The 12598-nt window shown below is 37.9% G+C and carries 14 protein-coding genes; 1 reads left to right on the plus strand and 13 read right to left on the minus strand.

The features are described from left to right. Window position 1: 1 nt before the first annotated feature. The 12 genes from HMPREF0849_RS00470 to HMPREF0849_RS00525 all read right to left on the minus strand — a co-directional run bounded on the left by HMPREF0849_RS00470 (window position 2) and on the right by HMPREF0849_RS00525 (window position 10051). Window positions 2-931, minus strand: coding sequence for a tagatose-6-phosphate kinase (locus HMPREF0849_RS00470; protein WP_000604301.1), 930 nt, complete (start codon window positions 929-931; stop codon window positions 2-4). A 10-nt stretch (window positions 932-941) separates the two neighbouring features. Then, a complete protein-coding gene (gene lacB, locus HMPREF0849_RS00475) occupies window positions 942-1457 on the minus strand; it encodes a galactose-6-phosphate isomerase subunit LacB (protein WP_001216921.1) in 516 nt (171 codons plus the stop codon). 148 nt (window positions 1458-1605) lie between these two features. Next, on the minus strand, window positions 1606-2031 hold the full coding sequence (gene lacA, locus HMPREF0849_RS00480) for a galactose-6-phosphate isomerase subunit LacA (RefSeq protein ID WP_000029277.1): 426 nt from the start codon (window positions 2029-2031) through the stop codon (window positions 1606-1608). Window positions 2032-2317: 286 nt separating this feature from the next. Further along, window positions 2318-3214, minus strand: a complete 897-nt coding sequence (locus HMPREF0849_RS10095; RefSeq protein WP_000234150.1) for an aldose 1-epimerase family protein — start codon at window positions 3212-3214, stop codon at window positions 2318-2320. 107 nt (window positions 3215-3321) lie between these two features. Beyond that, the gene (locus tag HMPREF0849_RS00490) at window positions 3322-4797 is read right to left on the minus strand and encodes a PTS galactitol transporter subunit IIC (protein ID WP_000382508.1); all 1476 of its coding nucleotides are present in this window, start codon (window positions 4795-4797) and stop codon (window positions 3322-3324) included. Window positions 4798-4851: 54 nt separating this feature from the next. Next, complete coding sequence (locus tag HMPREF0849_RS00495) at window positions 4852-5157, minus strand: PTS sugar transporter subunit IIB (RefSeq protein WP_000590551.1); 306 nt, start codon at window positions 5155-5157, stop codon at window positions 4852-4854. Window positions 5158-5194: 37 nt separating this feature from the next. Then, window positions 5195-5671, minus strand: coding sequence for a PTS sugar transporter subunit IIA (locus HMPREF0849_RS00500; RefSeq protein WP_000521979.1), 477 nt, complete (start codon window positions 5669-5671; stop codon window positions 5195-5197). A gap of 190 nt (window positions 5672-5861) precedes the next feature. After that, window positions 5862-6551, minus strand: coding sequence for a sugar phosphate nucleotidyltransferase (locus tag HMPREF0849_RS00505; protein WP_000643950.1), 690 nt, complete (start codon window positions 6549-6551; stop codon window positions 5862-5864). An 11-nt stretch (window positions 6552-6562) separates the two neighbouring features. Further along, the gene (locus HMPREF0849_RS00510) at window positions 6563-7441 is read right to left on the minus strand and encodes a DMT family transporter (protein ID WP_000791843.1); all 879 of its coding nucleotides are present in this window, start codon (window positions 7439-7441) and stop codon (window positions 6563-6565) included. Window position 7442: 1 nt separating this feature from the next. Continuing rightward, window positions 7443-8300 (minus strand): phosphotransferase family protein, encoded by an 858-nt coding sequence (locus HMPREF0849_RS00515; protein ID WP_000413084.1) that lies wholly within the window; start codon window positions 8298-8300, stop codon window positions 7443-7445. Between the two features lie 16 nt (window positions 8301-8316). After that, the gene (locus HMPREF0849_RS00520; protein ID WP_000609900.1) at window positions 8317-9339 is read right to left on the minus strand and encodes a ribitol-5-phosphate dehydrogenase; all 1023 of its coding nucleotides are present in this window, start codon (window positions 9337-9339) and stop codon (window positions 8317-8319) included. A 4-nt stretch (window positions 9340-9343) separates the two neighbouring features. Beyond that, complete coding sequence (locus HMPREF0849_RS00525; protein ID WP_000638514.1) at window positions 9344-10051, minus strand: IspD/TarI family cytidylyltransferase; 708 nt, start codon at window positions 10049-10051, stop codon at window positions 9344-9346. Between the two features lie 439 nt (window positions 10052-10490). Between HMPREF0849_RS00525 and HMPREF0849_RS00530 the strand changes: the two genes are divergently transcribed. Beyond that, window positions 10491-10790, plus strand: a complete 300-nt coding sequence (locus HMPREF0849_RS00530) for a YbaB/EbfC family nucleoid-associated protein (RefSeq protein WP_000981518.1) — start codon at window positions 10491-10493, stop codon at window positions 10788-10790. A 38-nt stretch (window positions 10791-10828) separates the two neighbouring features. Here HMPREF0849_RS00530 and HMPREF0849_RS00535 read toward each other — a convergent pair whose 3' ends face one another. After that, window positions 10829-12592: a glycerophosphoryl diester phosphodiesterase membrane domain-containing protein gene (locus HMPREF0849_RS00535; RefSeq protein WP_000801702.1), complete on the minus strand. Its 1764-nt coding sequence runs from the start codon at window positions 12590-12592 to the stop codon at window positions 10829-10831. Window positions 12593-12598: the final 6 nt, after the last annotated feature.

The following is a 12598-nucleotide window of genomic DNA, read 5'->3' on the forward strand; positions in this document are numbered from 1 at the left end:
TTTATACCTCTTTTACTATTAATTGATCATATAGAGCTTGATAGTTAGCCATATTGACATGACCTGTCATTTTTTCTTGAGCATTGAGCATACCAAGGACATTGGCCTTGATGAGGAGTTCTACATCCGATTCCTTATGAAGAAGTCCTGAGGAAATCCCTGCCACAGTAGAATCTCCAGATCCAACAGGATTGACCACCTGAATTCTTGGAATATCTACCTTGTAGAAAGTGTCCCCATGTTTTGCAAAAGCACCATTTGCACCAAGTGAAACAATTATCCACTCAATCCCTGCAAATAGAGGCTCTTGAAGAACTTCTTTTAATTCATCCAAATCCTCAGAAACTTCTTTCCCAAGAAGCTGAGACAATTCTTCGTTATTTGGTTTAATAACTGTTGGTTTGTGTGGTGATTCAAGAACAGCCTGAAGAGCTGCACCTGAGCAGTCTAGAACAACTGGTTTGCCTGCTTGATTAGCAAGTTCTACTAAGCTTGCATAGTAGTCAACTGGAAGACCTGCTGGCAGACTACCAGAGATGGCTACTACTTCCACAGTGTCAAGAAGATTCTCGAAATGAACCAAGAAATCTTGCCCTTCTTGTTCCAAAACTTCAGGCCCTTTTTCAAGGATTTCTGTTTGGTTGTCTCCGTGGAGAATAGCGATACAGTTACGAGTTTCTCCTTGAATGGAGAAGAAACGTTTCGTTACTTTATCGTCAATATGCTCTACTAAAAACTCACCAAGTTTACCACCGACCAAACCAGTAGCAACAACAGAATCACCAAATTCTGAAAGCACTCGTGTAACATTGAGACCTTTACCACCAGCTGTCTTGGTCACGTCCACCACACGGTTGACAGTGTCAATTTTTAATTCATCCAAAGGATAAGAAATATCAATGGATGGATTCATTGTGACTGTTAAAATCATGCGTCACCTCTTAGTCGTGGTATTCACCGCGATCCCATTTTTCAAGGAATTCTGTAAAGAAGTTTGCATCTGCTTGATGAGCATTGTGAGTTTCAACGTGCTCAATTTTCGCAATCAATTTTTTGTTTTCTTCTGATGGTTTGTATTCAGCATTGATGAAAGCTTCAATGATATCACACATAAGCAGTTCACCAGTGATTTTACCACCAAAACCAATAACATTGGCATTCAATTGTTCTTTTGCATAAAGAGCTGTTGTCATATCACGAACCAAGGCAGAACGAACTCCTGGGACTTTGTTTACAGCGTTGTTGATACCAACACCAGTACCACAGATACATACCCCAAGATCGGCTTGACCGCTTGTAACGGCTTCACCAACTTTTTTACCAAAGATTGGGTAGTGAGTACGTGTGTGGTCATAGGTACCAAAGTCGATGACTTCATATCCTTTTGATTTCAAAAATTCTGAAACCGCCATTTTTTCATCTGTTACGATGTGGTCACATCCAATTGCAATTCTCATTAGTTATTCCCTCCGATTAATTATATAAATCTAATATCATTTATCCTTACTCAATAAAAATCAAGATTAGCTTAGGAAGCGAGCTGCAAGCATAACTGAGGTTAGCTAAAGTGAGCTGACAACAGATTATCTTGATTTTTGAAGAGTATTAGCACATTTTGTTCAACATATCGACCCTAATTTGGTGACGGCCACCGTCGTATTTACCGTTAACAAATCCTTTAGCAATATTTTTAGCCAATTCATCACCAACAAGTTGTGCACCCATAGTGATCATACGTGAGTTGTTGTGGCCACGAGTCATATAAGCTGAACGTTCGTCAGATACTTCTGCAGCAACCATTCCTTTGATTTTAGTTGCAACCATGAATGGACCAGCTCCATAAGCATCAATCACGATACCAAGATTTTGTTCTTCTTTGTTTACTTCTGCAGCAACAGCAAGAGTCACATCAACAAAGTCTTGACCTTCAGCTGTAACATCCACAACGTGGAAGTTTTCTTTTTCCAAGAAGTCTTTCACAACTTCTTTCAATCTCAAACCTGCAGCATCTGCACCGATAACAATAGACATATTGTATACTCCTTTTTATTTTTCTAGGCTAGTAAAGACTTTTATAGTTAGCAGTTTACCTACAAAAGATTTTCTAGCAGTTTATTGACAAATTTGATTGAATGAGATGAATATCACCTTATCCAAGTCCAGGAAATCAAGTTCCTAGAAACAAACTTTCTCCTCGAAAGAGAATATAACAAGTGATTATTTGTTTGTTGCAAACATCATTTGTTGTTTACAAACATAATATACTCCTATTTATAGAAAAAGTCAACAGTAAATGTTTGTTTTTGTGGTTTTTTATCTAAAATATTTCAATATCAAAGCCAATCTGATCTACTTGACCAGCTTCCAAGAGACGAACATTCTTCTTATCTTCTAGATGATCTCCTTCTTCAAGTGAAGTTGATAAGCCAGACCATGGTTCAAAGGCAATGAAAGGTCCCTTATTCAAAGTTGACCAAATGATGAGATTTGAGAACTCTTGGAAGTGTACTTTTAATCCCTTCTCATGCTTACGAGAACGAAGCGCAATTGTTCTGGATTGCAACTCATCCAAAGTCACTGCATCTGTGCTAAACAAATCATAGCTAAGGTCTAATTCTTTTTGCCCATCCAACCATAAACTTCTATCTTGGAAGTCTAACATTCCTGTTTCTGGGAAAGGACGGGGAACAGAGCAAGTCTCTTCTTTCTCAAACTCTAAATAGTAATCTTCATAAGTTTCGCCATCTAGTAGAGGGCAATTAAAGCCTGGATGTCCACCAATAAAGTATGGCAGGACCTTGCTGGTTTCTTTATTGAAAATCTTGTATTGAGTACGAACTGTCTTGCCAGTAACCTTATAAGTGATTTCAAGGCGGAAATGATAAGGATAGTTTTGATAAGTATTCTCATCATCTTCGATAGCAAAGGTTACGCTGTTTTCTGTTTGATCAACCAACTCAAATTCTTTTTTACGGACCAAACCATGGCGAGGAATGTTTCCTTTCGTCTCTGTTCCATCTGCATGACTGTAGAAGGCTGTATCTTCTCTTAAAGAGCCACAGATTGGAAAAAGTACTGGCGCTTGTCCACTCCAGTAAGTGGCATCTCCTTGCCACAAATACTCAATGCCTTCTCGGTCCTTGATTGACGACAAGGCGCCACCTAAGATTTTAAACTGGACCGTTAACTGGTCTGATTTGATTTCAATTACCATAATATTCTCCAACTATTTTTAGATTTTTATATAAAAAACTAGGTTGCCACTCCCAATGTAGGAAATTAACAACCTAGTTTTCACAATTTACATTTTATAGGAGCGAATTATTTAGCATTTGCTGCGTATTCTTCGTTACGTTTGATCATTTGTTTTCTATACCAAGCAAAGATACCTACATAGAATACAAGGAAGACTGCTGCACCAAGGATTGCTTTGATATCACCTGTTGTAGCATTACCGATTGCCCAACCAAATAGTTTTTCAATTGGTCCTTCAAGAGTTGAGTGGGTAATCAATTGAGTTTGGCTCACACCTTCTGGGAAGGCACCTACACCTTTAGCAAGTTCAGTTGCAAATGGAGCGATAAGAGTACCAGAAAGAAGGAAGAGAGGCAACAAGAGTGTTCCGAAGATAATCATACGGAGCAATTTACCACGTGTAACAACCAAGAGAGCTGGAGTCACACCCATAGCGATGATACCTGCAAGTGGCAAGATACCATTACCGACGTTTGAAAGAAGCACAGCTTCTACTAGCATGATTGGAGCAAGTACGTTAGCACAAGCCCAGATTTCAGCGCGACCAGCGATGAAAGGCCAGTCAAGACCGATGTTGAATTTACGTCCTTGAAGACGTTTAGTAGCAACGTTTGTAATACCTTGTGAGAGTGGTTCTACGGCTGCGATGAACCATGATCCGATAAGTGAGAAGAGTTCCAAAGCTACACCGGCAGTCAAACCAAGGCTCAACCAACCTTTAATAACAAGTTCCCATTTATCAGCTCCTTCTACTCCAGCAACTGGGTGTGGAGTCCCCATCAAACCAATAACAATACCAAGGATGAAACCGATAAAGAATTTAGATCCCCAGAAACCGATTTTTTTGTTCAATTTTGCAGCGTCAAAGTCATATTTATCGAGACCAGGCAATACTTTATCAAAGATTTTATCCAAGACCATGATAACTGGGTTCATCATGTAGTTCATGTGAGTTGAAGTCATTGGTGATGAACTTGGTGCATTAAGAAGGTCGTCGAAAGTTGGTTTCATCAAATCAGAGTTGATGATTTTCAAAATACCTACAAGGACAACTGCTGCAGTTGCGATGAAGAGTGAAACCCCTTGGCTAACTCCATTGTTGTCTGCGTACCATTTGATCAAAAGACCAGTGATTGACAAGTGCCAGATATCGAAGATATCGACGTCAAGTGTATCTGTTTTCTTCATTGCAAGCATCACAATGTTGACAATCAACATTACAAGCAAGAAGTAAAGTGTCCATGCAGATCCCCAAGTGATGGTTGCAAGTGGTGCCCAACCAACGTCAGTGATGTTCAATTGAATACCAGTATTTTCAACGAATTTTGCAAGTGATGCTGAGAAAGCTCCATTGAGCATACCGATGATAGCACCGATACCAGTAAGGGCGATGGCAAGTTTGATACCACCTTCAAGCGCTTTGGAGAATTTCACTCCAAATAGTAAAGCCAATACTGTCAAGATGATCAGCATGATGATAGGACCACCCATTTCCAAGACTGGCTTGAAAATCTTATTGGCTAGTTCGATAATGACATCCATAATAGTTCCTCCCGTTTTTTTAGTTATATGAATGTTAACAAGATAAAGAATAAATTAGCTTAGTCCGTGTTCTTTGATAGCTGCTTCAATATTGTCAAATACTGGAGCGCTCATCGCTGGAATACGGAACAAGATTGGTCCAGCTTCAATTACTGGAATACCAGGTTCAAAACCAAGGTCAGTTGCAGCGATTGGTGTAAAGATATCGTAGCCCTTGATAAGGTCTTCGTTTACATCTTTCACCATGACTGCATCACAGTGAACATCATAACCACGGTTTGAAAGTTCTTCTTCTAGAGCACTTTTAATTTGGTGACTTGAGTTAACACCTGCACCGCAGGCAGCAAGAATTTTAATCATTTGGATTTCCTCCGATTTTATTTTTTAATAGACAAGATTAAGCGGTTGCTTCAGCAATGTAAGCATAAAGTTTTTCTGGTTCGGAAATTTTTGATAGATCTTCCAGATGTCCATTTCCTGTGAAAAAGTCCATCAACTGAGCCAGAATATTTGTTTGACTTGAACTTGAGTTGTTAATGATAAAGAAGAGTAGGGATACTTCTACTTCCTTATCAGGAGCAATCATATTGTGAAAAGTTACTGGTTTTTCTAATCGAACAACCACTACTTTCTCAGCTAGATTATGAACAATATCTGTATGAGGAATCGCAACATTTGGCAAGTCCTTACCTAGAAATTCCATATCTAAGCCAGTTGGAAATGACTTTTCACGCGTGATCAAGGCTTCACGATAAGTTGGAGTGACAATTTCTCGTTCTTCCAACAAGCTTGCTACCTGATCAAAGAGTTGTTCTTGATTATCCGCTTCTAAGCAAAACACCAGGTTTTTGTCAAAGAAATGATCTAATCCCATAACATTTTCCCTTCTTTCAATTATCTTTTATGTAATAAGTATAACACTATATGAAATCGTTGTCAATAATTTTTGTTTTATTTTGTTCATTTTTTTGTAATTTTTGTTTCATTTAAAGAATACAATCAATATCAAACATTCTTGTTATAAAATACACAAAAAAAGAAGGCCCAAGCCTTCTTCTATTTCCTTACTCAATAGTAGATAAAATCTCTTCTAATTTATGGTAATCTTTTACACTATCAATTTCATAGATGCTATTTCCTTCTAATTCTTCGACATAGACATCCAATTCTTTGATATTATCCTTAACCATGTTGTCCCAGTAGAGATCAACAAATTCACCACTTTCGTAAGCTTTGTCAATAAAGCCAACAATCTTCTCAGCAGTTGGTGCATCCCAGAATGATACTCCGCTCAGAATGCGACCAGCCTTGCTATCAACAATAATGTCTTGAACCTTGTAGTCATCACCATAAACTAAGAACCACTCGTTGGTACAGTCTTCGCGATAAACACTGAAATAGGTAGAACGTTTAAGATCGTTTCGAAACATATTTTTGAAAAGATAGTTATCTGCATCGATGACATAGCTGTTAGCCAAATCTTCTTTTACTAGATAAAGTGAGTAAAAGTTATTGTAATCAGCATACTTGTCGTTAAAGACTAAACGGACACCATATTTTTCTTTTAGGTAGTCAAATTGTTCTTTGAGGTAACCGACAACGATAATAATCTCATCAATTCCTCTCTCTTTCAAAAACTCAATTTGGTATTCTACCAAGGGTTTTTGATTAACCTTAACCAAAGCTTTTGGGGTATTTTCAGTCATAGGGCGTAGACGAGTTCCTAAGCCTGCTGCCAAAATAATCGCTTTCACACGAATCTCCTTTATTCTTTAATAATAATATAAACACCAGCCATAACAATAAGTGAAGTGATAATTGTCAGCATATCTAGCGGTGCACCCAAGAAAATAACTGCAAATAAGACAGTCCAGACTACATAGCTCACATTCAAACCTGTCGCTTTTGCAGGTTGCAAACGATTAATGGCGATATAATAAGCTAAGTAGGAAATCATATTAAAGGCCGCAAAGACAAGCAAGAGGCCTAGTAACTGCCCATCTGCCACTTCTGCAAATGAATGGTGAGAAAAGAGCACAATCACAAGATAGGATAAGAATGAGGTTACTTGTCGAATTAACAAGGCTTCAATTTCACTTAAATCACTTTCCATAGCATAGGAGCTGAGAACACTTTCACTCCCCCAGGCAATGGCACAGATAAGGGCACAAAGAATCCCAATGTAAAACGAGTTAACTTGTTCAACCTTGTAGGTTTGAGCAATGATCGCTGCAATAATCAAGAAAACACCGAATACTGTATTCTTTGAAACCTTGTGTTTCAAAATGAAGAAGGCGAGCAAAACTGAAACTGCTGGGTAAATAGCGGATACAGATGAAGCTAGTGAACTACCGATATATTTAACCGCATAAAGATTGGCCTGCATACCTATAGGTCCTGCTAGTAAAGCACCGATTATAACACTCACATTTCGAATATTTAAGAAAATCGAAAGACGAACTTTTCTTTCTTTTACCAAAAGAAAAGCTAACAAGATAAAGATACTCAAGAAATCATGAGCAGCAGCCACAACAAAAGGTGAAAGATTTGTAAAAATAGAAAAGATATAAGCACTAATCGTTAGACCTAATCCCCAGAAAATTCCAGAGAGCAGACCAAAGGAAACACCATTTTTATTCTTCATCCTAACCTCCATAATAAGTCAAACCTTTGACAGCTCTTTGGTAACGGTTGATACCATAATCTCCAAAATCAGCTCCTTGAGCTTCTTTGTACACTGTCCACAAACTCCAGATAGTATCTTGCAAGATTTTATAGATACGAATCTTCTCACGTGATACAGGCGTTTTGTCACTTTCATAGTAGGAAAGGAAATCATCTTCCTCTTGCTTTGTAAATTCAGACTCTAAGAAAAGAGCTGCCAAATCCCACATCGGGTCATTCATAGAAGAGTATTCCCAGTCAATCAAATACAAACGACCTTGTGGTGACTCGATAAAGTTTTCTGGTACCAAATCGATGTGACAGGACTTTCTATCAACACCCAAATCAGCCAATCTCTTTTCTAGTGAAAATACATCTTTTCTTACAGCTTCATAGTTTTCATAAGGGATAGGTCCCTCAATCAAGGATTCATATTTGCTGATTTCCTCAAAAGGAGCAAATTCTCCTCTTAATTCTTTCCCTGAAGCGTGGATGGTTTGTAAAATTGGTGCAATCTTTTCAAACTTGGACTTAATTGATGTTGAATCAAGAGTTACTGCTGATTCGATGTACTCATTTACTTTAATCCCTGACTCAATATCAAAGAGATAATTTTTGACATCTAAATCTAAATCCTCTAAAAGTTCAAGATTGTACTTTTCATTTTGACGATTGATGAGTTTTTCAGTCCCTTTACCAAAAAATTTCACAATATACTGTTTGTTGGTTGTTTTAACCAAATAGTTTTGGTTGGTCATGCCTCCCAACTGTTCAACACTGAGTACTTCCTCTTCATCAGATAGTAAAGAAGAAATTTTTTCTTTGATGAGTTTCTCCACAATTAACCTCCATCTTCTACACTTCCCACTTAAATACTGTTTTGAAAGCAGTATTTAGGTCTGTAGCAAAGACACGGTGAATGTCCTTGATTTCTCTCACTGGTTCTTCAACATAAAGAATATTTTTCAGACGATTCGCAAACTTCTTGACTTCCATCATTTGAATGGCTTTCTCAAAATCAACACGTCCAGAGCGAGACGATCCCACTAATAACAATCCTTTTTCCAAAGCATCTCGTGTATTGATATTAACCTTGTATTCACTCACACCCATCATGAGAATCGTTCCCTGTGGACGAATATAGCGAATCAAGTCATTGATAGCTGGGCCTGTACCATCCCCACCACAGCACTCAAATCCATGATCATAGGTCAAATCCTCTGGGATATTATCAGTAATATAGCACTCTTTTGCAAAAGAGAAGAGCTCCAATTTTTCCCAATGGCGACCAATCACGATAATCTCTGCTTCTGGCAAGGTGTAATTGATAATATTCGCAACCACAAAGGCCAAACTACCATCTCCAATAACAGCGATGCGCTCTCTCTTTCTATGAGCAAGATGCAGGAATCGATCCATAGCATGCATGCCAACACTTACAAACTCAGTTATTGCTGCAACTGTGTCTTCGATATCATTATAAGAAACGACTCGGTCTTTTGGAAGAGAGACAAATTCTCGCATAAAGCCATCGTGACCACTAGATAGGAAGTAGGTTCCTGTCATGTAGTTCTCGTAGAACTCCTTGTCACTCTGCATAGGCGGTTGATTGGGAATCATAACTACCTTTTGACCAACTTCATAAGTCCCAGTTGGATCGGAAATAACAGTTCCACAAGACTCGTGAATCATCGCCATAGGAAGCTTTTTAGCCAATATCTTTGGATCGCGTTTTCCTTGATAGTAACGTTGATCCGCATGACAAACCGCCATATAATTTGGACGAATCAGGATATGATTCTCCTGATCAATGTCCTCTTCTTGGTATTTTACATTGATAAACTTTGGTTTGGTCAGTTGATAAATTTGATTAATCATAGCCTTAGTCTTTCTCAATCATGCTTTTCGCGATTTTCAAGTCTGTCACAGTTGTGATTTTAAGATTTGAATATTCCCCTTTAGCTAGGGCAACGTCTTTTCCTTTGATAACAAAAATCTTACATGCATCCGTCAGGATTTCCTTTTCTTGATCAGATAGGGAACCATACAAATCCATGAAATCCTTGCAGCGGAATGTCTGAGGTGTTTGACCTTGATAGAGGTGTGCACGATTTGGAATATCCGTGATAAACTGACCATTAGTACTTTCAACAATGGTATCAACTGCTTCTACTACTGTGTCAACCGCATCATGATTTTGCGCCAGTTTGATATTGTCCTGAATCATGCGAAGTGTGATAAAAGGACGAACAGAGTCGTGGGTAATCACAATATCTTCTGGAGTGATTGGACGATAGGCATCAATAGCTTCTATAATCTTCTCGATACTGGTATTGCGATCAGCACCACCCTTTGTAATGATGATACGATCCTTGTGGAGAGAAAGATACTTGTCAACTAGGTCCTCAGCGTGTGACACCCAATCTCCATGAACTCCAACTACAATTTTTTCAATACTTGGTTCTAAGACAAATTTTTCAATTGTGTGGATCAAAATAGGTCTATCACCCAACTCCAAGAATTGTTTTGGTAAATTACTGATTCCCATGCGTGTGCCAGTTCCTCCGGCTAGGATTCCTGCATAGATCATTTATATTCTCCTTTAGTTTATTCTAAAAAACTCATTACCATCTATTATATCACAATCTGCCTCTATCATGAAGAAAAGACAGAGCGTCATTTAGTATAATCAACACATCATTTAAGGTAAAAAGTGAACAATGTGTTACTAAATCCAGAAAGACCATAACAAATTAAGAAATAAAAATAGGTTATCCTCTATATTATCCGTCCAACGTTCGGTTAATATAGAGTTCTTTAGAATATAATAGAAACCTTAAAGAAAGCTTAAATGAAATTATTTGTTTAGCAAAGAATACTAGGTGTGCATAGTAAATTTCTTAAAAGTTGTTTGAGAGACTCATTATAAAAGGTTATATATCTCATGAATTAAACAAATAATAGACTTTTGCCCCTAAAATTGATAAAATAAAAAAGAAAATAATAGAAAAAGGAAACTGTAAACCGCCATGATGAACATGCAAAACATGATGCGTCAAGCACAAAAACTTCAAAAACAAATGGAACAAAGCCAAGCAGAACTCGCTGCCATGGAATTTGTTGGAAAATCAGCCCAGGACCTTGTCCAAGCAACCTTAACTGGTGATAAGAAAGTTGTAAGCATCAACTTTAACCCAGCCGTTGTTGACCCAGAAGATCTCGAAACACTTTCTGACATGACTGCTCAGGCGATTAACGCTGCTCTTGAACAAATTGATGAAACGACTAAGAAGAAACTCGGTGCTTTCGCTGGAAAATTGCCTTTCTAATCCACAAAAAAAGAGAAACAGATGTTTCTCTTTTTTTCTTAGAAATCAAAGAATTCCATTGCTTTCTTTAAGAGTAATTCCGTATATTCCGGATCGTCTTGAGCCATTGTGACTTGTGACTGGACCATTTCAAGATCATCAGTAATCATGCCATCTGCACCGAGACGAACTGCTTTATCAAATGCCTCCGAACCATTTACGGTCCAAACGTAGAGTCTCTGATCAGTAGTCCAGAGTTTATTGACAAAGTATTCATCCAAAGTCGAGTACTCCATAGTGTAACCCGTTGCCTTGGTTCTTGGGAAGATACTGTTATAGGGAAGAATGAAGTAAACTGGAATTTCAGAATCATAAGTCAACACCTTATCAATCACATGATAGTCTAGTGATTGCATCTGATGTCCATATTTCTTGATAGTCGCCCCATACTTTTCGAGGAAATGGTCCATCATTTGCGGACTATCTTTTTTACTGGTTTTAATCTCAATCAGCAATTTTTGGTTTAAAGCATTTGCACGCTCTAAATAGGCATCAAAGCTTGAAATCTTTGTTTGATAACCATTCTCGTAAATATCTGTATTTGTTAATTCATCCAGAGTCAAATCTTGCGGTGTAGCATTAATACCTGTTAAATTTTTGAGGTTGGCATCGTGCATCATCACGAACTGACCGTCTTTCGTTTCCTGCACATCCATTTCAATGAGATCTGGTTTTAGTTGAGCTGTTTTTTCTAAAGACTGCACAGTATTTTGAACACCGTTTTTATTACTTACTCCTCTGTGCGAAATCACTAAAGGTGTATTGGTATCCGGAGATTCCAGATAAACGTAGCCTTCTATGGCAAAAATGATGCTTGCACACCCCATGACACCCCATCTCATCAGATGATCTTTCTTTCGCCTTGGCATAATCTCTAGCTCTTCTCCTGTAAGGAAGGAAACAAACTTCACTAGGAAATAAGTCAGGGTCATGTAATGGAAATTTTTAATCAAGACAAAATTAATCACACCGAGAATCAAGGACTCTTTTTGAGTTAGATTATCCATCACTGCTTGCGCAAAAAGCAAAGGAATTAACAAACCAAAGAAGAAGAGATACGTTTTAATGATAATGAGTAAGAGATGCCAAGAGAAGAAAAGGACATTTTTCTTTGTCTTTTGGAGACTATATTTCACACTTTCTCTTACGGTCTTTCTTTCAAAGAGAATCTTAGGAAGGGCAAACATAAATCGGACAGAGATGTAGAGAAAGATCCAAGCGGATGCTATGATCATCAGACCTACCAGCCAATGCTTACCTTCCCAATAATTCACAATAAAATCAGGGATAATAATCTTGTTGAGGTAGTAGATTTTTAAAATCTTACGGATGAACGGGAAAAGCAAAGCAATGTAAAAAAAGACAAAGGCCATCTTACAAAAGCTCAGTCGCTTAACGAATAGAAAGCTCTGGTGAAATACTTTTCTACTGTACTCAATTAAAGTTCTCTTTTCATGATAGAGAAGGTGACGAGCTCCTATAAACAAAAGACAAATCTGGAAATAGGCAACCAGGAGATTGATTGCAATTAAGATGAGAAAGGCTAAACTGATAAATGGCGAGCCTTGTATAATCGCCCAAAAGTTATTGTAGGAGATAAACAAATAGCCGGTTTGTCTCAGAAGGATGCCAGCAATCCATGAATTTAATGGTAGCCAGACAAACTCAACCATCATAAATATCAAGAAAAATAGAAATAAAATCTTATCTAGGTTATAGTATATCTTCCTAAAACCTAGCTTTTTAGGTTTTTCAGGTTTCATAAGCAC

It is taken from the genome of Streptococcus sp. C300 (assembly GCF_000187645.1).
In the GTDB taxonomy this organism is placed as follows: domain Bacteria; phylum Bacillota; class Bacilli; order Lactobacillales; family Streptococcaceae; genus Streptococcus; species Streptococcus oralis_CQ.